Below are 24470 nucleotides of genomic sequence, written 5' to 3'. Positions count from 1 at the left end.
CACCCGGGCAACAGGAACGCCCCCGGCTACGCCGGACGGTCTGCAACGCTCCAGCCCGTCCGGCGATCGAGGGCGCAACCGTCGGCCCGGTGGCCCCGCACCGAACCGCGCGCCGTTCGGCGTAACCACACGCCCCCGAACGCGTTGTTCCGCGTAACGGCCGTGGCGGGGAGGACCCCCGAGCCCCCACCACGGCCGTAGCGCTGTCCCGGAGCCCCGGAAGTCCGCAGCCCGCGCTACGCGAGCCCGGACAGCTCCAGCGCATCCGTACCGGCCCGCAAAGCCGTGATCCGCTCATCGAGCGTGAACCCGGCCGGTGCCAGAGTCAGCGTCGTGACACCCGCCGCGGCATATGCCTGCATCCTCTCGGCGATCCGCTCGACCGGACCGAGCAGCGCGGTCTGGTCGATCAGCTGGTGCGGCACAGCGGCAGCGGCGCCGTTCTTGTCTCCGGACAGGTACTTGTCCTGAATCTCGGCGGCTTCCTTCTCGTACCCCATGCGCTGCGCGAGCTGGTTGTAGAAGTTCTGCTTGCGGCTGCCCATACCGCCCACGTACAGCGCGGTGTACGGACGGAACATGTCCGCGAGGCCATTGATGTCGTCACCGACGGCCAGCGGCAGCGTCGGGCAGACGTCGAAGCCCTCCATGGTCCTGCCGGCCTTCTCGCGGCCCGCCCGAAGGTACTTCACCGCGGTGTCCTCAAGGTGCTCCGCGGACGGGAAGATCAGCAGCGCGCCGTCGGCGATCTCGCCGGTCTGCTCCAGGTTCTTCGGGCCGATCGCGGCGATGTAGAGCGGGATGTGCTCGCGCTGCGGGTGAACGGTGAGCTTGATCGGCTTGCCCGGACCGTCCGGCAGCGGGAGCGTCCAGTGCTGCCCCTCGTACGACAGCCGCTCACGGGACATCGCCTTGCGGACGATCTCGACGTACTCCCGGGTGCGGGCCAGCGGCTTGTCGAACTTGACGCCGTACCAGCCCTCGGAGACCTGCGGTCCCGACACGCCGAGGCCGAGCCGGAAACGGCCGCCGGAGAGCGAGTCGAGGGTGGCGGCGGTCATCGCCGTCATCGCGGGCTGGCGGGCCGGGATCTGCATGATCGCGGAGCCGACGTCGATCGATTCGGTCTGGGCGGCGACCCAGGAGAGCACGGTCGGCGTGTCGGAGCCATACGCCTCGGCCGCCCAGCAGACGTCGTAACCGAGCCGGTCGGCCTCCTGGGCGACGGCGAGGTTGTCGCCGTCCATTCCCGCGCCCCAGTAACCGAGATTGATGCCGAGCCGCATAGCCGCTCCCCTTACCGATCAGTAACGTCCCTGAACTTCGGACTCTAGCGCGCGGCAACGGGTTCCGGCAGGGGCGACTTGATGCCGGGTTGTCCACAGGCTTCCGCCCAGTGGGGCTCTGGCCAGTAATCTCAGCGCTCATGGAGCAGAGGCATCTCGGCCGCACCGGCCTTCGAGTGTCCCGGATCGGGCTCGGCACCCTGACCTGGGGCCGGGACACCGACGAGCACGACGCCGCGGAACAGCTGAAAGCCTTCTGGGAAGCGGGCGGCACGCTGGTCGACACGGCTGATGTGTACGGCGGTGGGGAGGCCGAATATCTGCTCGGGCGGCTCACCGAGGGCCTGGTGCCACGGCGCGATCTGGTCATCGCGACGAAGGCGGGCGGCGTGGCCGACCCCTACCGCCGGTTCAACGGATCCCGCGGCCATCTGCTGGCCGCGCTGGACGCCTCCTTGGAACGGCTCGGTACGGATTACGTGGATCTGTGGCAGGTCCACGCCTTCGACCCGGTGACTCCGCTGGAGGAGACCCTTCAGGCGGTGGACCTGGCCGTGTCCACCGGCCGCGCCCGGTACGCGGGGGTGTCGAATTTCTGCGGCTGGCAGCTGGCCAAGGCGGCGACCTGGCAGCTCGCCTCGCCCGGGGTGCGCACCCGGCTGGCCAGTACGCAGATGGAGTACTCACTGCTGCAGCGGGGCGTGGAACGCGAGGTGCTGCCGGCCGCGCTCGATCTGGGCGTGGGGCTGCTGCCGTCGTCCCCGCTGGGCCGCGGGGTGCTGACCGGCAAGTACCGGACGGGCACTCCGGCGGACTCGCGCGGCGCCTCGGAGCTGCTGGCCCCGTTCGTCGAGCCGTATCTCGACGACCCGGCCGGCCGCATCGTGGACGCGGTGGCGACAGCGGCCGACGGCCTGGCCACGACGGCGCTCCAGGTGGCTCTCGCCTGGGTGCGGGACAGGCCGGGAGTGGTGGCCCCGATCGTCGGTGCACGCAACGCGCGGCAGCTCACGGAGGCATTGTCAGTGGAGGCGCTTAGTCTTCCTGACGAGATCTGCCAGGCGCTCGACGACGTGTCGGCGCCCGTGCACCGCTATCCGGACCAGGACTGGAGCACGCTGTGACTGCGCTTCCCCGGGGGGAAACCCCCGGCTCCCCGGCCGCCGACGACGACAGCGTTGTCGCGGACCCCTCCGCCGCCGTGCCCGCTCCGTCCTCGGAGGACGAGGGTCACGACGGCGGCGAGGGATCGACGACGGCCGATGACGCCGCCGACGCCGCGGAGACGGAGGACGACGCCTCCGGGACCGAGGAGGCAGCCGAAGACGGCGCCGGGTCCGACGGCATGACGTACACCGATGAAGCGGCCGACGATACGGGCGGCACGACCGACACCGACGGGACAGCCGCGGCCGACGGCGCCGTGGACGCGGCGGCCGCACCGCTCTCCGAGGCCGAGGCCGAGCTCGCCGCCCAGCGTGAGCTGAGAGAGCGGATCGAGAAGCGCAAGGCCGAGAAGGAAGGCCCCATCGCCGCCGGTGCGAAGCTGAGCGGCCAGGCGGCCGATCTGCTGGCGGCCGTGCGTGCCGTGGAGAGCGGTGAGAAGCCCGCCGCCGCGTTCTTCGACTCGCCCGCACCTGCCGCCGCCCCTCGCCGGGCCGCTCCCACGCCCGCTCCGGTACGCCCCCGCGCGCCCGAGCAGGCCCCGGCTCCGCAGGGCGCCTCACCGGAGGCTGTCGCCGCGGTGGCCGCCGTACTGGCCGAGGGCGGGGCGCCCGGAGCGCTGGCGGGCCCGGCGGCCGAGGCCCTCGGCGCACAGGCCGCCGATGCCCTGCGCGAGGACCCGTGGAAGTTGCTGGCAGTGCCGGGAGTCAGGCCCGAGCAGGCCGACGGTTTCGCGCGGGCCATGCTGGGCACCGAGTGCGGTCCGGACGACGAGCGGCGCACCGCGGCCCTGGTCGGCTGGCTGCTGGAGCGGGCCGCGCTCCAGGGTCATACGGCTCTGGACACGACGGCCGTACGTGCCGCGCTCGCCGAGCGCTCGGTGACCGACCCCGAATCGGCCGTGCAGCATGCCGTCGCCGAGGGCGTCGTCCTGGTCTTCCAGGACGGGCAGGACGACCAGGAGTCCGAGGCACCCGCGGAACCCGGCGAGGACGCCGACGGAAACGCGGAGGACCGGGCCGGGCAGGAGCCGGTACAGGTGCTGCTCGGTCTCGACCGGTACGCACTCGCCGAGGAGAGCCTCGCCGACGGTCTGGCCCGCCTGGTCAACGCCTGTGAGAAGGACGCCGACTGGACGGAGCCGGCCTCGGCCGCGGGCTCCCCGTCGGCGGCCGAGCTGATCCGTGCGGTCGCGGCCCATGGTCTCGTGGCGCACACCGGCGGCGAGGCCGCCAGGGCCGAACCCGCCGCGCTGATCACTGCGGCCCGCGGCCTCGGACTGCGCGCCCTGGGTGCCGTGCACAGCGTCGACGGCAGGCGTCGGCTGGCCGAGGCGACCGGCGATCCGTCGGCGGCCGTCACACTCGCCGGACTGCTCTGCGGCGCGGAGGGCCCGGGGCGCGACGAGGAGGGGGCGATCGCCGTCGACCTGCTCGTCGTGCTGGACGCCCCGCAGCTGGACGTCGAGACCGCCGCGATCCTCGTGGAGTCGCTGGCCGACGGCACCCGGCTGGTGCTCAGCGGCGACCCGGGCGTGCTGGGCTCGGCCGGTGCGGGGCGGGTGTTCGCCGACGTACTGAATGCCCGTGCCTGCCCGCAGATCGTGTCCCGTACGCCGGATCCGGGACCGATCGGCGAACTGGTCTCCGGCATCGGCATCGGCGAGCTGAACCAGGTCGCGGCGCCCGGCAAGGAGGTGGTGATCGTCCCCGTGCGCGACGCGGGCGAGGCGGTGCACCGCACCGTGCAGCTCGTCGCCGACTCGGTGCCGCGCGCCATCGGCGTACCGTCGGCCGACACGCAGGTGATCACCGTCGGCCACGGTGGCTCGGCAGGCACCCGGGCGTTGAACGCGGCACTGAAGCAGCGGCTCAACCCCGGTCCGGGGCGGTTCGGCGGCTTCGACCCGGGCGACCGTGTCGTCCATGTCCCGGCGCCCGGCAGGACCGTGCCCGGGGTGGTCGTCTCGGCCGACGCCGAGGGCCTGCATCTGGACTGCGCGGGCACGGAGGTCGTCGTACCGCAGGAGCGGGTGGAGTCGTCCGTACGCCACGGCTGGGCCCTCAGCGCCCACCAGGCGGCCGGGATGCGGTGGCCCGCAGTGGTCGTCGTGCTGCCGGGTGACGCCGCCCAGGGGCTGAGCCGCTCCTGGGTGTACACGGCCTTCAGCCGCGGGGAGCGGCATCTGTCCGTCGTGCACGGGGTGGATCAGGCGCTCCAGCGCGCGGTCGCCCAGCCCCCGGCCCAGGACCGCACGACGCGACTGCGCACCCTGCTGGAGGCTCCGGCCGGATGACCGGGTCGCGCCCTGTCCGCCACCGCCGGACGGGCTCGGTTTCGAGCCCGTCCGGCGGACGGATCAGGAGCTGTCCACCACCAGGCCGGCCGGCTCCTCGTCCGATTCGTCCTCGTCGAAGACGGCGCTGACGTCGAAGCGGCAGACCACCAGCTGCGGGTCCGCATCGTCGAACGGTGCGCCGAGCCACTCCCCCGCCTCGGGCAGCTCCTCCGCAGCCGTGACCCAGAGCGTGGAGTCGCCCTCCTCCAGACCGAACTCCGTATGCCGGGAAGCGATCTCGTCCGGTTCGTACTCACCGAAGAGCACTCCGAGCGCGGCATGGACGCTGGAGCCCACCACCGCGGCGCTCCCGTCGGCGCGATCGTCCGGATCGAGGTCGGCGATCCGCTGGGCCTGTGCGAGCAGCCGCGGCGGCTCCACCACCGCGTAGTCGCGCCGGATCAGCACACTGAGCGCGTTCGGCTCCTCGGGGCCGGTGTACGGCGGCAGGGAATCCTCCGCACCCGGGATCTCGAAAGGGGTGACCTCGTCGTAGCGGTCGTAGAGCAGTTCGTCGTAGAACTCGGCGGCAGCGGCCAGTGCGTTGAACGCGTCATAGACAGCGGGATCATCGTCCCCTGTCCGGCGTTCGACCGCCTCGAGGTGATGGTCGAGCGCGGCTTTGATCGCTTCGGCGGCGGCGCGTACCTCGGCAGCGGTGGGCTGCGCAGCATCAGACATAGTGCAGACGCTATCCGTACACGGGCTCTGCCCGCACAATAGATGCGATGCCGGAATACGAATTTGTCGATGTGTACGTGCCGCGCGGGATGTCCCGGAAGGAGACGGCCCGCCTGCTGACCGACCATGCCGAGTACGGGCACTGGGAGTTGGACCGACTGACGCTGCGCCGTGACGGCAGCCGCAGGGTGCGGCTGCGCCGACGGATCATCCGCCAGCTCCGGGCCACCTGGTGACACGGAGCGGGCCCCGCAGTCGCGGGGCCCGCTCCCTTCGCCGTGCTTGCGTCGCCGCCTCGGTCCGCTATGCGGACATCCGGGCGCGGCGGTACAGCACCGTGCCCGCACCTGCCAGCAGCAGGCCCACGCTCGCCGGAATCAGCAGGTCGAGCCCGCCCGCTCCGGTGTGTGCGAGCTGCGCGACGTTCTGTGTCTCGTGCGCGTTCGACACGTTTCGCGGTCCGGGTGCCGGGGGCTGGTTCTCGGTGACCGGGGTGACCGGGGTCACCGGAGTGCCGACCGGCGGCGTGACGACATCCGGAACATTTCCGCAGTCGTTGCCGGAGGCGGGATTGAGCAGTCCCCCGATGGTGACGCTGTTCCCGCAGGCGTTCACGGGGATGTCGATGGGCACCGCGATGTTGTTGCCCGAAAGCACACCGGGCGAGCCGCTCGTAACCCCCTCGGCCGTTGCCCCGCTCCCGGTGTCGCTCGTGACGGCCCGGTGCTTGCCGGTCCCCGCCCGGTGCGCCCGGGTCCGGTCACCGGACATCTGACCGTCCGAGGCGTGGCGGCCCGAAGCAGTGCTCTGCGAACCGTTTCCACAGGTGTTTCCTGCGGCCGGGTTGAGCAGTCCCACGACGCTCACGGAGTTGCCGCATACGTTGACCGGTACGTCGACCGGGATCTGGACCGAATTCCCTGAAAGCACCCCCGCGGAATTCGATGCACTGCCGGCCGCTCCCGCGTCGGCGTGCGCGTAACCGCCACTCAGCGCGAGCACGCCGCCCGCAGCCGCCATGGTGATCAGGCCTTTACGCGTGACCTGTCGCATAGGTTGTTTCCTGCCTTCTACCTTCCGGAATACCCCCGGACTTGACCGTGCGGGGGCTGATTACCCAGCGGCCCCGGAGTGCATGGCGTGCACTCCGGGGCCGACCGGATTCAAACCCTTACGGGTTGACGCACAACGTCAGGCATTGACGCAGGTGTTGCCGAAGGTGGGGTTCAGCAGCCCGACCACGGAGATCGTGTTGCCACACACGTTCACCGGCACGTGCACGGGCACCTGGATGACGTTGCCCGAGACCACACCGGGGCTGCCGACAGCGGCGCCCTGGGCACCGGAGTCCGCGACGGCCATGCCCGCACCCGCGAGCACCAGACCACCGGTGACAGCCGCAGCAGCGACGACCTTCTTGATCATTATTCCTCCTAGTTGGCAATGCGGTCCCAGCCGCGGACCGCATCACTTGTAACGAGGAAGAGGTAATTGGGCTACGAGCGTATGGTTCCTTTCACTCGTTCCGGTCAAATACGCACACGCTGACGATTGTTGACGCGGAGAATCAGCGGAAAAGCGGCAGAGACTCAGCAGTTGTCGATGAAACGGTCGAGCACCCGCACACCGAACTGCAGACCGTCCACGGGTACACGCTCGTCCACGCCGTGGAACATGCCGGCGAAGTCGAGCTCCGGCGGCAGCTTCAGCGGGGCGAACCCGAAGCAGCGGATACCGAGGTCGTCGAAGGACTTGGCGTCGGTACCGCCGGAAAGCATGTAAGGGACGGCACGCGCGATCGGGTCCTCCGCCTTCAGGGCGATCTGCATCGCGTCCACGAGCGAACCGTCGAAACTGGTCTCCAGCGCCTTGTCCCCGTGCACGTCCTCGCGCTTCACCCGCGGGCCGAGGATCCGGTCCAGATCGGCCAGGAACTCGTCCTCGAAACCGGGCAGGAAGCGGCCGTCGACATGGGCGGTGGCCTGACCGGGGATCACGTTCACCTTGTAGCCGGCACCGAGCATGGTGGGAGCGGCGGAGTTACGGAGCGTGGCGCCGATCATCTTGGCGATGCCGCCCAGCTTGGCCAGCGTGGCCTCCATGTCCTCCGGGTCGAGCGGGGTGCCGAGCGCATCGGACAGCTCGTCGAGGAAGGACCGTACGGTCTTGGTCACCCGGACCGGCCACTTGTGCCGCCCCAGCCGTCCGACCGCCTCGCAGAGCTCGGTGATCGCGTTGTCGTTGTTGGTCATCGAGCCGTGACCGGCGGTGCCGTCCACGGTGAGCCGCATCCAGTGCATGCCCTTCTCGGCCGTCTCGACGAGGTAGAGCCGCAGCTTCTCGTTCACCGTGAAGGAGAAGCCGCCGACCTCACCGATCGCCTCGGTGACACCCTCGAAGAGGCCTGGATGCTTGTCCACGAGATACCGCGCGCCGTACGTACCGCCCGCCTCCTCGTCCGCGAGGAAGGCCAGCACGATGTCGCGCGGGGGCTTGCGGCCGCTGCGCATCCGGTCGCGGACGACCGCGAGGGTCATCGCGTCCATGTCCTTCATGTCGACCGCGCCGCGGCCCCACACGCAGCCGTCCGCGACCTCGCCCGAGAACGGGTGGTGCGTCCAGTCGTGAGCATTGGCCGGGACCACATCGGTGTGCCCGTGGATCAGCAGCGCGGGCCTGGACGGGTCCTCGCCCTCGATGCGCGCCACGGTCGAGGCCCGGCCCTTGTGGGACTCGAAGATCTGCGGCTCCAGCCCGACCTCGGCGAGCTTCTCCGCGACGTACTCGGCGGCGACCCGCTCCCCCGGCCCCGAGTGGTCCCCGTAGTTGCTGGTGTCGATCCGGATCAGCTCACGACAGAGGTCCACGACCTCGTCCTCGCCCGAGACGGTCCGGGCCGTGTTGGTCTCGCTCACACTGCTTCCTTCCACTGTCACCGTGGTGCTCCCCCTCATCCTCCCGCGCCCGGCCCGCACGCCCAAGGCCCCCCACCCCTCGTCATGCGCCCTTCACACTCCCCCTGGCGTGATCGAGCACCCCCGAATGTTTGCTATTGTTTTCCACGTCGGAACGGGCCGGGCCCGCGAGACAGACACCTTGTCCGGGTGGCGGAATGGCAGACGCGCTAGCTTGAGGTGCTAGTGCCCTTTATCGGGCGTGGGGGTTCAAGTCCCCCCTCGGACACAGAGAGAATGCCGATCAGGAGCGATCCTGGTCGGCATTCCGCGTTGTACCCGTACGGTCGCACATGGGCCGGGGCAGGGCACAACCCTTGTTGAAACGGTTCATTCCTCGCTAGCGTCCAGCAGCACGGAGGCCATCGCCGAGCGAGGAGTCCCATGAGCCGCACACACACGCCCACCCTGCCCTGGTACGAGGACATGGGCCCCGGATCGGGCGGGCTGGAGCCGCGAGCCTGGTACGCGGGGTCGGATGCCGGGCGGATGTCGCTGAACGGGGAGTGGCGCCTGCGGCTCTCGCCGGGCGCCGCCGCGCAGGACGAGTCGTTCGTGCGGCCCGGTTTCGATGCTTCGGGGTGGGGAACGGTCGCGGTTCCGGGGCACTGGGTGCTGCAAGGGGCCGGTGGGGCTCCTGCGTATACGAATGTGGTGTACCCCTTCCCGGTCGATCCGCCGCGGGTGCCTGCCGAGAATCCGACCGGGGATCATCTGCGGGCCTTCGATCTGCCCGGCGGGTGGCCCGGGGACAGCGAGGTCGTGCTCCGTTTCGACGGGGTGGAGTCCTGCGCCCGGGTCTGGCTCAACGGACAGGAGCTCGGCCACTTCAAGGGATCGCGGCTGCCGCACGAGTTCGCGGTCGGCGGGCTGCTGCGGGCCGGGGGCAATGTGCTGGCCGTACGGGTGCACCAGTGGTCGTCGGGGAGTTATCTGGAGGACCAGGACCAGTGGTGGCTGCCCGGGATCTTCCGGGACGTGACGCTGCTGGAGCGGCCGCAGGGTGCGCCCCGGGACTTCTTCGTGCATGCGGGGTACGACCATCGCGACGGGTCCGGGATCTTGCGGGTGGAGTGCGACGGGGCCGAGGGGCGGATCGTCCTGCCCGAGCTGGGCGTCGATGCGGCAACGGGCGAGACGGTCACCGTGGCGGTCGAGCCGTGGACGGCCGAGACACCCCGGCTGTACGACGGGGAGCTGGTGACGGCCGCCGAACGCATTCCGCTGCGGGTGGGGTTCCGTACCGTCGTCGTGCAGGACGGTGTCATCAGGGTCAACGGGCGGCGGGTGCTCTTCCGCGGGGTGAACCGGCACGAGTTCCATCCGGAGACCGGGCGGACCGTGGACGCGGCCACCATGCGGCGCGATCTGGTGCTGATGAAACAGCACAACATCAACGCCGTGCGGACCAGCCACTATCCGCCGCATCCCGCCTTTCTCGATCTCTGCGACGAGCTGGGGCTCTGGGTGATCGACGAGTGCGATCTGGAGACTCATGGCTTTGCCGGCCTGGAGTGGCGCAACAACCCGGTGGACGACAGGCGTTGGACGCCGGCGCTGCTCGACCGGGCCGCGCGGATGGTGGAGCGCGACAAGAACCATGCGTCGGTGATCATCTGGTCGCTCGGCAACGAGTGCGGGTCGGGGCGAGGGCTGACCGCGATGGCGAAGTGGATCCGGGGGCGGGATCCGGAGCGGCTGGTGCACTACGAGGGCGATCCGTCCTGTCGGGACGTCGACCTGTACTCGCGGATGTACCCGGCCCACGCCGAGGTCGAGTTGATCGGCAAGCGGGCGGAGGAGCCCTGGAGCGACGCGGAGTCGGACGCGCGGCGGCGGGCGATGCCTTTCATCATGTGCGAGTACGGGCACGCGATGGGGAACGGTCCGGGCGGACTCGGTGAGTACCAGCTGCTGTTCGAGCGGTACGAGCGCTGTCAGGGCGGCTTCATCTGGGAGTGGATCGATCACGGCATCGCCCACTCCGAGCACGGCTTCGCCTACGGCGGGGACTTCGGCGAGGAGCTGCACGACTCCAACTTCGTCTGCGACGGACTGCTCTTCCCCGACCGCACCCCCTCCCCCGGACTGATCGAGTACAAGAAAGTCGTCGAACCCGTACGGATCGAGCCCGTGGCGGGTGCGGGCGCGGTCAGGATCTCCAACGGGTACGACTTCGCGGGGCTGGAGCACCTGGACTTCGTGTGGTCGTACGAGGTGGACGGCGCGCTCGTCGGGTCGGGCGCGCTCGATGTGCCGGACCTGGCGCCCGGCGCATCGGCCGAGGTGGGGCTGCCGATGGAGGGCGACGGGGTATGGACCGTACGGGCGGTGCTCGCCCGGGACACCGCCTGGGGTGAGCGCGGACATGTGGTGGCGTGGGGGCAGGTGGAGGCCGGGGCACCCGGCACTCCTGCGGCTGCGGTGGGTGAGCGGCCGGAGCGGAATGAGGGGGTGATCACCCTCGGGGCCGGGGTCTTCGACGCGGCGACCGGGGCGCTGGTGCGGTTGGGAGCGGTGCCGGTCGAGGGGCTGCGACTGGATGTGTGGCGGGCGCCCACCGACAACGACAACGGCGCGGCGTGGCAGCCCGGTGAGCGATACGGGCTGCGCTGGCGGGAGCTGGGCCTGCACCGGATGCGGCACCGGACCGATGCGATCGAGGTGGGCGAGGACGCGTTGGTCGTACGGGCCCGGGTGGCACCGGCGGGGGTCGGCCAGGGCCTGCGTACCGCGTACCGGTGGACAGCCGACGGGGAGCGGCTGGGGCTGACCGTGTCCGTGGTGCCGGAGGGCGAGTGGCGGGTGCCGCTGCCCCGGCTGGGGATCCGGTTCGGGCTGCCTGCCGCGTACGGCGGGGCGCGTTGGTTCGGCGGCGGGCCCGGTGAGGCGTACCCGGACACCCGGGCCGCTTCGGTGCTCGGGCGGTGGCAGATGTCCGTGGATGCGATGCAGACCCCGTACGTCCGGCCCCAGGAGAACGGCGCGCGGGCCGATGTCCGGTGGGCGGAGCTGACGGACGGCTGCGGGGTGGGGGTACGGGTCGAGGGGGGTGCACCGTTCTGGTTCACCGCGCGGCGGTGGACGAGCGAGCAGCTGGATGCGGCGGAGCACGTACCGCAGTTGCGGGCCGGCGAGACCGTCTGGGTCAATCTGGACCATGCGGTGCAGGGGATCGGTTCGCAGTCGTGCGGGCCGGGGGTGCTGCCGGAGTACCGGCTCGATGCGGAGGCTGCGGAGTTCTCGTTCGTGTTCTCGGCGACCGGCTGATCTGCGGCGGCAGGCGGGGAGCGGCTCCAGACCTGTTCGGTGGTGTGGCGCGCTGCGGATGCCCGCCGAGCCGGCGGCGCAGTACGTGATGGCGGGCGAGCCGCGCCTGGTCGCGCTGTTCAAGGGGCTCCCCGAGGGGCCCGGCAACGGACTCGTACGCACCGAGTGCAACGGGCGGCAGACGGTGTTCTGCGGAAACGTCCAGTCCGGCCTGAAGGGCGCGGGCCGGCCCGAGGATCGGCAGGTGTTCACGAACTTCACCAAGTCCGTGAGCAAGCGCATCGGATGCGGGGCCGGTGGGGTGGCGTGAACGGCGAAGAGACCGAAGAGAACGGGGCAGCGGCGGTGGACGGCGAGAGGACCACAGTTCCTCAGGAGCAGGCGCAGGCGCACGAGCCACAGCCGGGTCCGTCCCCGGAGCAGGAGCCCGCCCCGCGCACACCCCCGTTCTGCGCCGCCTGTTCCGCAGCCGTACCGCTCGCGCCGTCACTGCCGCCGGGCTGGCCGGTGCTCTCCTCGGAGCCGGTGCGGTGGCCTGGCGGACGGACACGCTTCCGCTGCTCGGCCCCGCCCCCTGCTGGGACTCTCTCGGCGACTCGACCATGTCGGACCTCTTCGGTGACCGCAGGACCGAGGTCGAGGAGCAGTCCCTGCAGGCCAATCCGCGCGATCGGGAACCGTCGTACGGGCAGTGCCGCATCACCAGTTACAAGGACGACGATCCTCGCCGCCAAGTGACCCTGCGGGTGCACCGGCTGGACGGCCTCCGGGGCACCGACGCGCACGAGTGGCCGCAGGAGTTCCTCGCGGCCGGCATGGTGTCGCTCGGGGACGGGCTGCCCGGGATGACCTCGTCGTCGCGCGCCTGGCTGGCGCTGCCGCAGAGCTGCACGGGACGGGACGGGACGGGACGGGACGAGTTCACCGGTCCCACTGTGGTGGACATCGGCATGGGACAGGCCGGACTCGACACCGGGTCGGAGTACGACCGGGAGGACCGCGCCGCCCTGACCCGCACGGTGGTGGAGGCGGCCAATGGGGTCATCCGCGAATTCGGCTGCTCCGGCACCTATCGGACACCCCGCACCCTGCCCGCCCTCGTGGACCGGCAGGACACGAAGACCAACGCCCCTTGTGCGGGCTCAAGGGCCTCACCGTCCCAGCGGCGTACCGCAAGGCTCTGGAGCAGACTCGCGTCAGCGACGACGGCGGGCCCGCCCGGGTCTGCGAGTCCGGTGGCACCTACTCCCCCGTCGTACGGATGACCACGGTGACGGACCCGGCGCTGACCGAGATCTTCTCCGGGGACACACACAAGGCCGGTCTGCCTCTCAAGGGTTCCAAGGGGTTCGGCCGGCTCGACGGGTCGCGGGGCGTCTACCGGGCGAGCTGCCAGACCGGGCCCGTGATCTTCATGGTGGAGCAGCTGGATCAGCCGACGGACGAGGGCTTCGACCTCACCGGTGAGCTGCTGCCCGGCTATGTCTCCGCCGAGGCCGAGCGCATCGGGTGCGCCCCGGAGAAGGTGACGCTGCCGAACGCCTGAGTGCGGGGGCAGGGCCCCGGTGGGCGGGCGGAACGGGCGATACTGTGCGGACACCCCGGCAGAAGATATGAGGAGCCCGCACCATGCTCACCGCTGCACCGGCCGGCACACCCCGATGAGGGGGCGTGCGAAGCCCCCGGCGGCGCCGTTGCCGCAGCGGGACGGGATCGATCCGGTCCGGCTGCGATTCCCCGAGGATCCGGACGGCCGGTGGTCGACCGTACGCGATCACCTGCTGGCGCGGTTCGCGGGTGCGATCGGGGCGGCGCGGGTCGACGCCATGCTCGCCGAGGGCCGGTTCGTCTCCGTACAGGGCCCGGTGTCCGCCGACGAGCCGTACACCGCCGGCCGGTACATCTGGTTCCACCGGGATTTCGCGCCGGAGGAGCCGGTGCCGTTCCCGGTCGGTGTCGTCCACCGTGACGAGCACATCGTGATCGCCGACAAGCCGCACTTCCTGGCGACGACACCGCGCGGCCGGCACATCACCGAGACCGCGGTGGCCCGGCTGCGCCGCGAGCTGGACCTGCCCGAGCTGCAGCCCGCGCACCGGCTGGACCGGCTGACCGCGGGCCTCGTCCTCTTCGTCGTGCGGCCCGAGGAGCGGGGCGCGTACCAGACGATGTTCCGGGACCGCTCGGTGCTCAAGGAGTACGAGGCGGTGGCACCGTACGACCCCGGACCGGCCTTCCCGCGGACCGTACGCAGCCGCATCGTCAAGGAGCGCGGAGTCATCGCCGCCCGCGAGGAGCCGGGCGAGACGAACAGCGAGAGCCGGATCGAGCTGCTGGAGCACCGGGAGGGTCTCGGCCGGTACCGGCTGCTGCCCGCCACCGGACGCACCCATCAGCTGCGGGTCCATATGAACAGCCTGGGGCTGCCGCTCGTCCACGACCCGGTCTACCCGGTGGTCCGGCCGGAGGGTGCGACCGACGACTGGTCGCACCCGCTCCAACTCCTGGCCCGGGTACTGGAGTTCACCGATCCGGTCACGGGCTGGCCGCGCCGCTTCGAGAGCCGGCTGCGGCTCTGTGCATGGCCCGGACCGGTGAGCCGTGGTGCTCAGTGACCGCGGGCGATCCACTCGTCCAGATGCGGGGCCTCCGCGCCGATGGTCGTGGAATCGCCGTGTCCGGTGCGGACGGCGGTCTCGGGCGGCAGGGCTAGCAGCCGGTCCCTGATCGACGCGACGATCGTCGGGAAGTGGGAGAAGGACCGCCCGGTGGCGCCGGGGCCGCCCTGGAAGAGCGTGTCACCCGTGAAGACGGTGGACAGCTCGGGGGCGTACAGGCAGACGGCGCCCGGGGCATGACCGGGGGTGTGCAGGACCTGGAGCGTCGTTCCGGCGATCTCCAGCTCCTGGCCGTCGGCCAGTTCGCCGTCCGGGGCGCGGTCCGGGTGGGTCTGCTCCCACAGCGGCAGGTCGTCGGGGTGCAGCAGGACAGGTGCGCCGGTGGCGTCGGCGAGGGCCGGGGCCGCGTCGATGTGGTCGTTGTGCGCGTGCGTGCAGACGATGGCGCGCAGCGTACGGCCGTTCAGCGCGGCCTCGATGGCGGCGGCGTCATGGGCGGCGTCGATGACGATCGCCTCGGTGTCGTCGCCGACGATCCAGACGTTGTTGTCGACGTCCCACTCCCCGCCGTCGAGGGCGAAGGTGCCGGAGGTGACGAGGTGGTCGATGCGGGCGGCCATCAGAAGACCACCACCGAGCGCAGCACGTCGCCTTCGTGCATCCGGGCGAAGGCCTGCTCGATGTCGCCGAGCCCGATGGTCTCGGTGACGAACGCGCCGAGGTCGATCCGGCCCTGCTGGTGCAGGTCGATGAGCATCGGGAAGTCGCGCGAGGGCAGGCAGTCGCCGTACCAGGAGGACTTGAGCGAGCCGCCGCGGCCGAAGACGTCGATGAGCGGCAGTTCCAGCTGCATCTCCGGGGTCGGGACGCCGACCAGGACGACGGTGCCTGCGAGGTCGCGGGCGTAGAAGGCCTGCTTGTACGTCTCCGGGCGGCCGACCGCCTCGATGACGACATCCGCGCCGTTGCCGTCGGTCAGGGAGCGGATCGCCTCGACCGGGTCGGTGGAGCGGGAGTTGACGGTGTGCGTGGCGCCCATCGTCCTTGCCGTCTCCAGCTTGCGGTCGTCGATGTCCACGGCGATGATCTTCGCCGCTCCGGCCAGTCGCGCGCCCGCGATCGCCGCGTCGCCCACACCGCCGCAGCCGATCACGGCGACCGAGTCGCCGCGGCCGACCTGCCCGGTGTTGATGGCTGCGCCGATGCCCGCCATCACGCCGCAGCCGAGCAGCCCGGCGACGGCCGGGGAGACCTCCGGGTCGACCTTGGTGCACTGACCGGCGGCGACCAGGGTCTTCTCGGCGAACGCGCCGATACCGAGCGCCGGTGACAGCTCCGTGCCGTCGAGCAGCGTCATCTTCTGCTTGGCGTTGTGGGTGTTGAAGCAGTACCAGGGGCGGCCGCGCAGGCACGCACGACACTGCCCGCACACGGCACGCCAGTTGAGGATGACGAAGTCGCCGGGCTCGACGTCCGTGACCCCCTCGCCGACGGACTCCACCACGCCCGAGGCCTCGTGGCCGAGCAGGAAGGGGAAGTCGTCGTTGATGCCGCCCTGCTTGTAGTGGAGATCGGTGTGGCAGACGCCGCACGCCTGGATCTTCACCACGGCCTCGCCGGGGCCCGGGTCCGGGATCACGATCGTCTCGACCCGTACCGGCTCGTTCTTCCCCGGTGCGATGACACCTTGCACCTGCTGCGACATACCGTGGTCTCCCTGTTTCCGTCATTTCGTGAAGATCGAACACGAACAACCGTACGCCCCGTGAGGGTGTCACGACGGCGCGCCGCGTTGGCGGGAAACGACTGCCGTCCACCCGGTGGGATGTACCGCTCACGGCGCCGGGCACGGTGGCCGTCGCAGGCACAGCGGCTGACCCGGCTGCGCCGGCGGCCCGCGCGGGACCGTTCCGCGGGGGCCACCGTATTGCCTCAGGCCTCGTGGACCCGCCTGCCGCCCACGTACGTCTGAAGGACGCGGGTGTGACCGATCTCCTCGGGCGGGCCCGCGTACGGGTCCCGGTCCAGGACCACCAGGTCGGCGAGGGCTCCGGGACGGATGCTTCCGGTGTCGTCCAGATGGTTCACATACGCCGAGCCCGCCGTGTACGCGGCGATGGCTGCGGTCAGGGAGATGCGCTGCTCCGGGAGGAAGACCGGCCCCTCGCCCTCGGGGGTCACCCGGTTGACCGCGGTGTGGATGCCGTGCAGCGGATCGGCGCTGCTGACCGGCCAGTCACTGCCAGCCGCGACCGTCGCACCGGAGCGCAGCAGGGCGCCGAACGGGTACTGCAGTGCGGCGCGTTCGGCGCCGAGGAAGGGGATGGTCAGCTCGTCCATCTGCGGTTCGTGCGCGGCCCAGAGCGGCTGGATGTTGGCCGTGGCGCCGAGTTCGCGGAACCGGGGGATGTCGTCGGGGTGGACGATCTGGAGGTGGGCGAGGTGGGGGCGGGTGTCGGTGCGGCCGTTGGCGGCGCGGGCCGCTTCGACGGCGTCGAGTGCCTCGCGCACGGCGCGGTCGCCGAGCGCGTGGAAGTGGGCCTGGAAGCCGAGGGCGTCCAGCTCGGTGACGTGGCGCCGCAGCTCGACGGGGTCGACGAAGCTGGTGCCGCGGTTGGCGGTGGCGCAGCCGCAGCCGTCGAGGTAGGGGGCGAGCAGGGCGGCGGTGCCGGTTTCGGCGACGCCGTCCTGCATGATCTTCACTGTGCCTGCCCGGAAGCGTCCGGCGTTCAGCTCCTCTCGCCTGGCCACGAGTTCGGGAATCTGTTCGGCGCCCCGCTCGCGGTCCCACCAGAGGGCACCGACGACCCGTGCGGTGAGCGAGCCGTCGCGGGCGGCGGTCAGATAGGCGTCGGCCGGGTCGTCCATGGAGCCGAATCCGCCGATGATGGCGTCCTGCCAGGCGGTGATCCCGTAGGAGTGGAGCAGCCGTTGGGCGCGGAGCAGGGCGGCCAGCCGGTCGGCCGGGGTGGAGCGCGGGGTGTGGCGGGCGACCAGGTCCATGGCGCCCTCCTGGAGGAGCCCGGTGGGTTCGCCGCGGTCGTCGCGTTCGATGCGGCCGTCGGCCGGGTCGGGGGTGTCCCGGGTGATGCCGGCGAGCGTCAGGGCGCGGGTGTTGACCCAGGCGCCGTGGTGGTCACGGTTGACCAGGTAGGCGGGGCGGTCGGGTACTGCGGTGTCGAGCTGCTCCCTGGTGGGGGCGCCGCCGTCGAAGGCGTCCATGGACCAGCCGCCGCCGGTGATCCACTCCCGGTCGGGGTGGGTGTCGGCGTAGGCCCGGACGGCGGCGACGGTGTCCGCCGCCGTGTGGGTATCGGTGAGGTTGCACCGGGCGAGTTCCAGTCCGGCGGTGACCGGGTGGATGTGGGCGTCCTGGAAGCCGGGGACGAGCAGCCGGCCGGCGAGGTCGACGACTTCGGTCCTCGGGCCGGCCAGTTCCCGTACCTCGTCGTGGCCGACGGCGGTGATGCGGCCGTCGGTGACGGCGACGGTGGTGGCGCGGCTGCGTGCCGCGTCCATGGTGAGGACGGGGCCGCCGGTGAGGACGAGATCGGCGGGGGTGCGGTGCATGGGTGGTTCCGTTTCCTTGAGGGTGCTGCGTGCGGTCAGGCGGGGCCGGGCGCGCTCTCGCGCCCGGGTTCGGGTTCGGCGGTGAGGTCCGGGGCGGTGGACCGGCCGGTGACGAAGTACGGAGACTTCCGCACCCACTTGGCCCAGGCTGCCGCGCCGACTCCGGACAGCAGCATGACGGCCGGGCAGAAGAGCATGAACCAGCCGTTGTCGGGGCTGATCTCGAAGTGGTCGGCGGAGGTGTAGAAGGTCCAGCAGAGGTAGCCGCCGAGGCCCAGCAGGACGACGGCGCTCACCACCGGGAGCACCACGGCGCGCAGCGCCTCGGACGGGCTCTCGCGCAGTGCGCCGCGGAAGCGGGCGGCGGCGGCCAGCGCGGTGAGGGCGTAGTAGACCGCGACGACGACACCGATCGCGTTGACGGAGGCCAGGATGAGGTCGCCGACCTTCGGGATGACGAGCGAGACGAGGGCGATGGCGGCGGCGATACAGCCGATCGCGACGGTTCCGGCCGCCGGTGTCCCGTAGCGCGGGCTGACCCTGGTCCAGAACGGGCCGAGCGTGCGGTCGCGGCCCATCGCGAACATGCCGCGCACGGTGGGTATCACGCCGGACTGGAGGGAGGCGACGGCGGAGAAGGTGAGGGCGATCAGCGGGAGCGCGGCGAGCGGCTGATCGGCGAGCCGGTCACCGAGGTAGGTGAGGCCCTGGGCGCCGTGACCGGTCAACTCGTCGAGTGAGAGGACGCGTTGAAAGGCGAAGGAGCCGAGCAGGAAGAAGCCGAGCATGGTGAACAGGGTGATGAGACCGGCGCGGGAGGCGTCCTGCGGGTCACGGATCTCCTCGGTGACGCTGAACGTCGACTCGAAGCCCCAGTAGCAGAAGACGGAGAGCAGCAGCCCCTGGGCGAGCTGCTGCCCGGACGGGATGGTGAACGGGTTGATCCAGTCGAGGCTGAACGGGTGCGGGCCGACGGCCAGTCCGTACCCGCAGAAGCCGAGCAGGACGACGTACTCGAAGACGAGAAGGTACTTCTGCAGGTTGGCGGCGGACCGGATGCCGGTGATCGCGGTGAAGGTGACGGCGATCAGGACAACGATGCCCAGCGCGGTCGACTGGGCGGTGGAGTCCGGGTCGAGGTGGAGCCCGGCGAGGGTGTGCAGCCCTCCCTCGCCGGCGAGTTGGAGCAGGGCGGAGCCCGTGACGGTCGTGGTGTAGGACAGGAAGACGACCGTGGAGACGATGCCGATCCAGCCGACGAGGAAGCCGAGCCACGGGCTGAGGGAACGACCGACCCAGACATAGCCGCTGCCCATGTTCGGCTCGACCTTGTTGAGCCGGGAGTACGCGCCGGCGATACCCAGGATGGGCAGGAACGCGAGCAGCATGATGATCGGCAGATGCAGGCCGACGGCGCCCGCGGTCACGCCGAGCCCGATACCGATGCTGGTGGTGGCGGCCGTGGAGGATGCGGCGATGACGACGCCGTCCACGACGCCCAGGCTCTTCTTCAGCGCCGCGGGTGCCGGTGGGTCACTGCCGTACGGGGTGGGTGAGACCGTCACGGTGGCTCCTTCGCCGAGGGGCACTTTTCGGCCCCGATGGCGGCACATCGAACTCTCCGGCGGGTTCACACGTCAATGCTGTTGTCATAAGCTTCCGCCATGAGCGCGAGCGAGCGGGTGGTGCCGGAGGGGGCGCGGCGCCGCAGGCGCCCCACCAAACAGGGCACGGTGCTGTCCGAGCAGCTGATCGTGGAAACGGCGTTGCGGCTGATCGGGGAGCACGGGGCGGCGGCGCTCACCGTACGCCGGCTCGGTGCGGCTCTCGGCTGCGATCCCAGCGCCCTGTACCGGTACTTCCGGGACACGGACGAACTGCTGCTCGCGGTGGCCGACGAGTTGATCGGCCGTACGTTGCACGCCTGGCGGCCGACGGGTGACTGGCGGGCCGATCTGCGCACCCTCGGCCTGCGGATGCACGCGGACTATCTGGCGCACCCTCAGGCGGCGATGCTGACCTGTACCCGGGTGACCGGCCGGGCGCATGAGATCCGGTCGGTGGAGGCGATTCTCGGGGTGTTGCGCGGTGCGGGATTCCCGGATGCCGAGGCGGTGCGGATCTACCACGTCTTCGTGGACCAGACGCTGTCGTTCGCGGCACTGGACGCGTCCACGCTGGTGCTGTCGGAGCAGGCCCGCGCGCAGGAGGTGCGGACCTGGCCTCAGACGTACGCCCGGCTTCCGGCCGATACCCATCCGAATATCGCGGCGACCGCGGGGGTGCTGGTCGCGGAGATGGACCGCAGCGGGTATCCGGCGGCGCTGGAGATGGTGCTCGCCGCGGCCGCGGCCCGGCTGCAGCACGTGCGTACCTCGGCACCGTAGGGACGGACCTCGGGGAGCGGGTACGTACACGCGACGGCGCCGCGGTACGGGCCTCAGGGTGCGAGCACGTCCAGCTCGTGCAGGGCGCCCACCGCGATCTCCTTCGTCAGCCGCTCCGCCGCCCCCGTGTCGCCCTCGCGCACCGCTTCGGCGAGCCGGACGTGGAGGGTGACCGCGGCCGGGTCGGGGTCCTCGAACATCACCTGATGGTGGGTGCGGCCGGCCAGGATCTCGGCGACGACATCGCCGAGCCGCGCGAACATCTCGTTGCCGGAAGCGTTGAGCACGATCCGGTGGAAGGCGATGTCGTGCTCCAGATAGCCCTCCAGCTGCTGGCCGCGTGAAGTGGCGACCATGCCGAGCGCGCACTCGGTGAGGGCCGCGCACTGCTCCGGGGTGGCGTTACGGGCGGCGAGGCCGGCCGCGACCGGTTCGATCGCCGAGCGGAGCACGGTCAGGGAGCGCAGCTGGCGCGGACGGTCGGCGCCGGCCAGCCGCCACCGGATGACCTGCGGATCGTAGACATTCCATGCCTCGGTCGGCTGTACGGTCACGCCGACGCGGCGCCGGGACTCGACCAGGTGCATGGATTCGAGGACCCGGACCACTTCGCGTACGACCGTGCGCGAGACGTCGAAGCGCTGGGCCAGCTCGTCGGTACGCAGCACCTGCCCCGGCGGGTGCTCCCCCGCGGCGATCTCCAGACCCAGGGTGTCCAGCACATGTGTATGCAGCCCAGGGCCCTGTGTGGTCATGAGCACAGCCTACGGGGCGCCCTTCAGGAACAAAAAGTACGACGTTTATGTCACAGCATCTTGAATAAGTCGTACGTATGGGTTTCAGTAGCGCGACGGACCGATGTCGAGGAAGACGTCGAAGAAGACAGCGAGGCACCACCAATGAGCACCCCCCACGTCGTCGTGGTGATGGGCGTTGCAGGGACCGGCAAGACCACGATCGGCCCCCTGCTCGCCGCCGAACTCGGCGTTCCGTACGCCGAGGGCGATGACTTCCATCCCGCGGCGAACATCGCCAAGATGTCGGCCGGTACCCCCCTGGACGACTCCGACCGGTGGCCCTGGCTCGATGCGATCGGTCAGTGGGCGCACGGCCGGGCGGGGCTCGGCGGGGTGGTGAGCAGCTCGGCGCTCAAGCGGGTCTACCGGGACCGGCTGCGCGCCGAGGCCCCCGGTGCCGTCTTCCTCCATCTGACCGGCGACCGGGCTCTGATCGAGGAGCGCATGGCGGAGCGCAAGGGCCACTTCATGCCCACCGCACTGCTCGACTCGCAGTTCGCCACCCTGCAGCCGCTGCAGGAGGACGAGGCCGGAGTCTCGGTCGATGTGTCCGGCACCCCCGAAGAAATCACCCAGCGAGCCGTCGCCGCGTTGCGCCGGCTCGATAGCTAAGGATCACCACCGTGACCAGTCTCAGCGTCGAGATGCTGGCAGCGGACGCCGTCGAACCGATCACTTCGGCAGGCAACGCGCAGTTGGGCATCGCAGTCCTGGCGGGCATCGCCGTCATCGTTCTGCTCATCACCAAGTTCAAGATGCACGCGTTTCTCGCGCTGACCATCGGCTCGCTGGCGCTCGGCTCGTTCGCCGGCGCCGCACCGGCCAAGACGATCGCCAGCTTCACCGCCGGCCTCGGCTCGACCGTCGCGGGTGTCGGTGTCCTCATCGCGCTCGGCGCCATTCTGGGCAAGCTGCTCGCCGACTCCGGCGGCGCGGACCAGATCGTCGACACGATCCTCGCGAAGGCGAGCGGGCGGGCCATGCCGTGGGCGATGGTCCTGATCGCCTCGATCATCGGTCTGCCGCTGTTCTTCGAGGTCGGGATCGTGCTGATGATCCCGGTGGTGCTGCTCGTCGCCAAGCGCGGCAACTACTCCCTGATGCGGATCGGTATCCCGGCGCTGGCCGGACTCTCCGTGATGCACGGGCTGATTCCGCCGCACCCCGGCCCGCTGGTGGCGATCGACGCCCTCGGCGCCAACCTCGGTGTCACGCTCGCGCTGGGTGTGCTGGTCGCGATCCCGACCGTGATCATCGCGGGGCCGGTCTTCTCCCGTTACGCCGCGCGCTGGGTGGACATCAAGGCTCCGGAGAAGATGATTCCGCAGCGTCCTTCGGAGGAGCTGGACCGTCGGCCCAGCTTCGGCGCCACCCTGGCGACGATTCTGCTGCCCGTCGTGCTGATGCTGGTCAAGGCCCTGGTCGACATCGTCGTGGACGACCCGGAGCAGGGTGTCCAGCGGGTCACCGATGTGATCGGCTCGCCGCTGATCGCGCTGCTCGCGGCCGTCATAGTCGGCATGTTCACGCTGGGCCGGGCTGCCGGTTTCACCAAGGGCCGGCTCTCCACCACCGTCGAGAAGTCCCTTGCCCCGATCGCGGGTGTGCTGCTGATCGTGGGTGCGGGCGGCGGTTTCAAGCAGACCCTCATCGACGCCGGCGTCGGCCAGATGATCCTGGACTTCTCCAAGGACTGGTCGATCCCGGCACTGCTGCTGGGCTGGCTGATCGCCGTCGCGATCCGGCTCGCGACCGGTTCGGCGACCGTGGCCACCATCTCGGCGGCCGGTCTGGTCGCCCCGCTGGCCGCCGACATGTCGACCTCGCACGCCGCACTGCTGGTCCTCGCCGTCGGCGCGGGTTCGCTCTTCTTCAGCCATGTCAATGACGCCGGGTTCTGGCTGGTGAAGGAGTACTTCGGCATGAACGTCGGCCAGACGGTGAAGACCTGGTCGGTGATGGAGACCATCATCTCCGTGGTCTCGCTGGCCTTCATCCTGCTGCTGTCGCTAGTCCTCTAGCGAGCGGCTGCCCGCACGGTCCTCCCCCCACAGCGCATGCTGTGACCGTGCCCAATGGCGCTCGACCGACCCGGTGCGCATGCCACGGCGTGCCTCCGGGTCGGCGAGCGCCATTGCCATGTGCCCGGCCAGCACGATCCCGATCGCGAGCGCCAGCCAGTCGTGGACGAAGGTCGCGCTCGTGCGCCACATCAGCGATGCGAGGCCGGTGAACCACATCAGCGCGCCGGTGCCGGTCATCACCAGCACCGCGCCCGCGATCCAGGCCGCATACAGCTTCTGCCCGGCGTTGAACTTTCCGGCCGGACGCGCCCCGGGCCGGTGGTCGCGGCGCCATACGGCCCGCAGCCACTGACGGTCGTGCGGACCGAAGCGGTTGAGCCGGGACAGGTCGGCCCGGAACGCCCGTGACAGCAGACCGGCCAGGAACGGTACGGGGGTCAGCACCCCGGACCACTCGTGCACGGTGACCACCAGATGACGGCGGCCGACGAGCTCGGCGAGCTGGGGTACGTACAGACACGCCGCGCTCGCCACACACAGCAGCATCAGCGTGGCCGTGGTGCGGTGCACCCGGCGCTCCGCACCGCTGAAGCGCCGCACACGCTCCGCGGGGTCAGGTGGTGGGGGCGTCGTCGCGGCCGTTGGACCGGCCGACCCAGGCGTCGACGTCATAGCCGAGCTCCTCCCAGTAGCCGGGCCGTACGGAGTCGGTGACGGTGATCCCGGAGAGCCATTTCGCCGACTTGTAGAAGTACATGGGGGCCACATAGAGCCGGACCGGACCGCCGTGGGAGTGGGCCAGCGGCCGGTCCTGCATGCGCAGCGCGACCAGCACATCGGCGCGGCGGGCCTGCGCAAGGGTGAGGCTCTCACTGTAGGCGCCGTCGAAGCAGGTGAAGCGGACGGCCTTCGCCCCGGGCCGTACGCCCGCCGCGTCCAGCAGCGCCGAGAGGCGTACCCCCTCGAAGGGGGTCTCGGGCACCCGCCAGCCGGTGACGCACTGGACATCGCGGACCATACGGGTCTGCGGCAGCGCCTTCAGGGCGTCCAGGGTGTATGTGGCCGGGTGGTCGACCAGCCCGTCGACGGTCAGCCGGTAGTCGTCCGTACCTTTCTCCGGTACGGACGAGGCGACGGAGTAGTAGCGGAAGCCGCCGCCGTTGGGGAGCAGGCCGGTCAGGCCGGTGGGGTCCTTGTCTGCGACCGCGCCGAGACCCGATTCCAGCGTGCGTTGCAGCACGGGCGCAGCGACGACTGCGGCGGCGCCGAGACCGAGCATGGCCAGGACGACACGGCGGCCCAGGGGTGTGCCTTCGGCGTCGGGAGGGCGACTGTTCACCCGGCCATTCGAGCATCTGCGGCCGCAGGTCACCAGGGGTCG

General features: G+C 70.8%; 23 protein-coding genes and 1 tRNA gene. 12 read left to right on the top strand and 12 right to left on the bottom strand.

Annotated elements, in window-relative coordinates; genetic code table 11:
- Positions 1-236 precede the first annotated feature (236 nt).
- The gene (locus ACFVYE_RS05805) at positions 237-1286 is read right to left on the bottom strand and encodes an LLM class F420-dependent oxidoreductase (RefSeq protein ID WP_383976175.1); all 1050 of its coding nucleotides are present in this window, start codon (positions 1284-1286) and stop codon (positions 237-239) included.
- A 140-nt stretch (positions 1287-1426) separates the two neighbouring features.
- On the opposite strand from ACFVYE_RS05805, the gene ACFVYE_RS05800 reads away from it, so the two are divergent.
- Both ACFVYE_RS05800 and ACFVYE_RS05795 read left to right on the top strand, forming a co-directional pair.
- A complete protein-coding gene (locus ACFVYE_RS05800; protein WP_383976173.1) occupies positions 1427-2410 on the top strand; it encodes an aldo/keto reductase in 984 nt (327 codons plus the stop codon).
- On the top strand, positions 2407-4746 hold the full coding sequence (locus tag ACFVYE_RS05795) for an ATP-dependent RecD-like DNA helicase (protein WP_389604262.1): 2340 nt from the start codon (positions 2407-2409) through the stop codon (positions 4744-4746). Before ACFVYE_RS05800 ends, ACFVYE_RS05795 begins: the two co-directional genes overlap by 4 nt.
- 63 nt (positions 4747-4809) lie before the next feature.
- Here ACFVYE_RS05795 and ACFVYE_RS05790 read toward each other — a convergent pair whose 3' ends face one another.
- Complete coding sequence (locus tag ACFVYE_RS05790; RefSeq protein ID WP_389604260.1) at positions 4810-5469, bottom strand: hypothetical protein; 660 nt, start codon at positions 5467-5469, stop codon at positions 4810-4812.
- A 47-nt stretch (positions 5470-5516) separates the two neighbouring features.
- On the opposite strand from ACFVYE_RS05790, the gene ACFVYE_RS05785 reads away from it, so the two are divergent.
- Positions 5517-5705, top strand: coding sequence for a DUF5703 family protein (locus ACFVYE_RS05785; RefSeq protein ID WP_277325291.1), 189 nt, complete (start codon positions 5517-5519; stop codon positions 5703-5705).
- Between the two features lie 67 nt (positions 5706-5772).
- Here ACFVYE_RS05785 and ACFVYE_RS05780 read toward each other — a convergent pair whose 3' ends face one another.
- From ACFVYE_RS05780 to ACFVYE_RS05770, 3 genes are all read right to left on the bottom strand, one after another.
- Positions 5773-6522, bottom strand: a complete 750-nt coding sequence (locus ACFVYE_RS05780) for a chaplin (protein ID WP_389604258.1) — start codon at positions 6520-6522, stop codon at positions 5773-5775.
- Positions 6523-6660: 138 nt separating this feature from the next.
- Positions 6661-6894, bottom strand: a complete 234-nt coding sequence (gene chpH / locus ACFVYE_RS05775; protein ID WP_383975077.1) for a chaplin ChpH — start codon at positions 6892-6894, stop codon at positions 6661-6663.
- A gap of 164 nt (positions 6895-7058) precedes the next feature.
- Positions 7059-8384: a M20/M25/M40 family metallo-hydrolase gene (locus tag ACFVYE_RS05770; protein WP_383975074.1), complete on the bottom strand. Its 1326-nt coding sequence runs from the start codon at positions 8382-8384 to the stop codon at positions 7059-7061.
- A gap of 183 nt (positions 8385-8567) precedes the next feature.
- Between ACFVYE_RS05770 and ACFVYE_RS05765 the strand changes: the two genes are divergently transcribed.
- The 6 genes from ACFVYE_RS05765 (at position 8568) to ACFVYE_RS05740 (ending at position 14308) form a co-directional block, all read left to right on the top strand.
- Positions 8568-8652 (top strand) — tRNA-Leu (locus tag ACFVYE_RS05765).
- A gap of 155 nt (positions 8653-8807) precedes the next feature.
- Complete coding sequence (locus tag ACFVYE_RS05760; protein WP_389604256.1) at positions 8808-11693, top strand: glycoside hydrolase family 2 TIM barrel-domain containing protein; 2886 nt, start codon at positions 8808-8810, stop codon at positions 11691-11693.
- A gap of 58 nt (positions 11694-11751) precedes the next feature.
- Positions 11752-12003, top strand: coding sequence for a hypothetical protein (locus tag ACFVYE_RS05755; protein ID WP_389604254.1), 252 nt, complete (start codon positions 11752-11754; stop codon positions 12001-12003).
- Positions 12004-12223: 220 nt separating this feature from the next.
- Positions 12224-12958, top strand: a complete 735-nt coding sequence (locus tag ACFVYE_RS05750) for a hypothetical protein (protein ID WP_389604252.1) — start codon at positions 12224-12226, stop codon at positions 12956-12958.
- A complete protein-coding gene (locus tag ACFVYE_RS05745; protein ID WP_389604250.1) occupies positions 12955-13239 on the top strand; it encodes a hypothetical protein in 285 nt (94 codons plus the stop codon). Before ACFVYE_RS05750 ends, ACFVYE_RS05745 begins: the two co-directional genes overlap by 4 nt.
- Before the next feature lie 115 nt (positions 13240-13354).
- Entirely contained in the window at positions 13355-14308 is a 954-nt protein-coding gene (locus ACFVYE_RS05740; RefSeq protein WP_383975060.1) for a pseudouridine synthase, read from the top strand.
- Here ACFVYE_RS05740 and ACFVYE_RS05735 read toward each other — a convergent pair.
- The 4 genes from ACFVYE_RS05735 to ACFVYE_RS05720 all read right to left on the bottom strand — a co-directional run bounded on the left by ACFVYE_RS05735 (position 14302) and on the right by ACFVYE_RS05720 (position 19446).
- Complete coding sequence (locus tag ACFVYE_RS05735) at positions 14302-14931, bottom strand: MBL fold metallo-hydrolase (RefSeq protein WP_383975057.1); 630 nt, start codon at positions 14929-14931, stop codon at positions 14302-14304. The two genes, ACFVYE_RS05740 and ACFVYE_RS05735, sit on opposite strands and share 7 nt — an antisense overlap.
- Complete coding sequence (locus ACFVYE_RS05730; protein ID WP_383975055.1) at positions 14931-16016, bottom strand: S-(hydroxymethyl)mycothiol dehydrogenase; 1086 nt, start codon at positions 16014-16016, stop codon at positions 14931-14933. The genes ACFVYE_RS05735 and ACFVYE_RS05730 overlap by 1 nt, the downstream gene beginning before the upstream one ends.
- A gap of 227 nt (positions 16017-16243) precedes the next feature.
- Complete coding sequence (locus ACFVYE_RS05725; RefSeq protein WP_383975052.1) at positions 16244-17881, bottom strand: amidohydrolase; 1638 nt, start codon at positions 17879-17881, stop codon at positions 16244-16246.
- A gap of 35 nt (positions 17882-17916) precedes the next feature.
- Positions 17917-19446, bottom strand: a complete 1530-nt coding sequence (locus ACFVYE_RS05720) for an APC family permease (RefSeq protein WP_389604247.1) — start codon at positions 19444-19446, stop codon at positions 17917-17919.
- 99 nt (positions 19447-19545) lie between these two features.
- On the opposite strand from ACFVYE_RS05720, the gene ACFVYE_RS05715 reads away from it, so the two are divergent.
- Positions 19546-20268, top strand: a complete 723-nt coding sequence (locus ACFVYE_RS05715) for a TetR/AcrR family transcriptional regulator (protein WP_383975048.1) — start codon at positions 19546-19548, stop codon at positions 20266-20268.
- A gap of 53 nt (positions 20269-20321) precedes the next feature.
- On the opposite strand, the gene ACFVYE_RS05710 is transcribed toward ACFVYE_RS05715, so the two are convergent.
- Complete coding sequence (locus ACFVYE_RS05710) at positions 20322-21023, bottom strand: FadR/GntR family transcriptional regulator (RefSeq protein ID WP_383975045.1); 702 nt, start codon at positions 21021-21023, stop codon at positions 20322-20324.
- A 144-nt stretch (positions 21024-21167) separates the two neighbouring features.
- Between ACFVYE_RS05710 and ACFVYE_RS05705 the strand changes: the two genes are divergently transcribed.
- Both ACFVYE_RS05705 and ACFVYE_RS05700 read left to right on the top strand, forming a co-directional pair.
- Positions 21168-21677 carry a gluconokinase gene (locus ACFVYE_RS05705; RefSeq protein WP_327276097.1) on the top strand — a complete coding sequence of 170 codons (510 nt, stop codon included), beginning with the start codon at positions 21168-21170 and terminating at the stop codon, positions 21675-21677.
- 11 nt (positions 21678-21688) lie between these two features.
- Positions 21689-23086, top strand: coding sequence for a GntP family permease (locus ACFVYE_RS05700; RefSeq protein WP_383975042.1), 1398 nt, complete (start codon positions 21689-21691; stop codon positions 23084-23086).
- On the opposite strand, the gene ACFVYE_RS05695 is transcribed toward ACFVYE_RS05700, so the two are convergent.
- Both ACFVYE_RS05695 and ACFVYE_RS05690 read right to left on the bottom strand, forming a co-directional pair.
- Complete coding sequence (locus tag ACFVYE_RS05695) at positions 23075-23761, bottom strand: cytochrome b/b6 domain-containing protein (RefSeq protein WP_389604244.1); 687 nt, start codon at positions 23759-23761, stop codon at positions 23075-23077. The two genes, ACFVYE_RS05700 and ACFVYE_RS05695, sit on opposite strands and share 12 nt — an antisense overlap.
- Complete coding sequence (locus ACFVYE_RS05690; RefSeq protein WP_389604453.1) at positions 23703-24368, bottom strand: molybdopterin-dependent oxidoreductase; 666 nt, start codon at positions 24366-24368, stop codon at positions 23703-23705. Before ACFVYE_RS05690 ends, ACFVYE_RS05695 begins: the two co-directional genes overlap by 59 nt.
- Positions 24369-24470 lie beyond the last annotated feature (102 nt).

The organism is Streptomyces sp. NPDC058239, from assembly GCF_042882185.1.
Lineage (GTDB): Bacteria > Actinomycetota > Actinomycetes > Streptomycetales > Streptomycetaceae > Streptomyces.
The sequence above is the reverse complement of the archived record's forward strand: the minus strand, read 5'-3'. Positions and strand labels throughout refer to the sequence as shown.

Excerpts from the sequence above, each read along its gene's own strand:
- ACFVYE_RS05710 (WP_383975045.1), bottom strand. The coding sequence starts at position 21,023 with ATGACCACACAGGGCCCTGGGCTGCATACACATGTGCTGGACACCCTG.
- ACFVYE_RS05695 (WP_389604244.1), bottom strand. The coding sequence starts at position 23,761 with ATGACGTCGACGCCTGGGTCGGCCGGTCCAACGGCCGCGACGACGCCC.
- ACFVYE_RS05785 (WP_277325291.1), top strand. The coding sequence starts at position 5,517 with ATGCCGGAATACGAATTTGTCGATGTGTACGTGCCGCGCGGGATGTCC.
- ACFVYE_RS05690 (WP_389604453.1), bottom strand. The coding sequence starts at position 24,368 with ATGCTCGGTCTCGGCGCCGCCGCAGTCGTCGCTGCGCCCGTGCTGCAA.
- ACFVYE_RS05725 (WP_383975052.1), bottom strand. The coding sequence starts at position 17,881 with ATGCACCGCACCCCCGCCGATCTCGTCCTCACCGGCGGCCCCGTCCTC.
- ACFVYE_RS05780 (WP_389604258.1), bottom strand. The coding sequence starts at position 6,522 with ATGCGACAGGTCACGCGTAAAGGCCTGATCACCATGGCGGCTGCGGGC.
- ACFVYE_RS05800 (WP_383976173.1), top strand. The coding sequence starts at position 1,427 with ATGGAGCAGAGGCATCTCGGCCGCACCGGCCTTCGAGTGTCCCGGATC.
- chpH (WP_383975077.1), bottom strand. The coding sequence starts at position 6,894 with ATGATCAAGAAGGTCGTCGCTGCTGCGGCTGTCACCGGTGGTCTGGTG.
- ACFVYE_RS05760 (WP_389604256.1), top strand. The coding sequence starts at position 8,808 with ATGAGCCGCACACACACGCCCACCCTGCCCTGGTACGAGGACATGGGC.
- ACFVYE_RS05735 (WP_383975057.1), bottom strand. The coding sequence starts at position 14,931 with ATGGCCGCCCGCATCGACCACCTCGTCACCTCCGGCACCTTCGCCCTC.
- ACFVYE_RS05740 (WP_383975060.1), top strand. The coding sequence starts at position 13,355 with ATGAGGGGGCGTGCGAAGCCCCCGGCGGCGCCGTTGCCGCAGCGGGAC.
- ACFVYE_RS05745 (WP_389604250.1), top strand. The coding sequence starts at position 12,955 with ATGACCACGGTGACGGACCCGGCGCTGACCGAGATCTTCTCCGGGGAC.
- ACFVYE_RS05805 (WP_383976175.1), bottom strand. The coding sequence starts at position 1,286 with ATGCGGCTCGGCATCAATCTCGGTTACTGGGGCGCGGGAATGGACGGC.
- ACFVYE_RS05705 (WP_327276097.1), top strand. The coding sequence starts at position 21,168 with ATGAGCACCCCCCACGTCGTCGTGGTGATGGGCGTTGCAGGGACCGGC.
- ACFVYE_RS05715 (WP_383975048.1), top strand. The coding sequence starts at position 19,546 with ATGAGCGCGAGCGAGCGGGTGGTGCCGGAGGGGGCGCGGCGCCGCAGG.
- ACFVYE_RS05790 (WP_389604260.1), bottom strand. The coding sequence starts at position 5,469 with ATGTCTGATGCTGCGCAGCCCACCGCTGCCGAGGTACGCGCCGCCGCC.
- ACFVYE_RS05755 (WP_389604254.1), top strand. The coding sequence starts at position 11,752 with ATGCCCGCCGAGCCGGCGGCGCAGTACGTGATGGCGGGCGAGCCGCGC.
- ACFVYE_RS05730 (WP_383975055.1), bottom strand. The coding sequence starts at position 16,016 with ATGTCGCAGCAGGTGCAAGGTGTCATCGCACCGGGGAAGAACGAGCCG.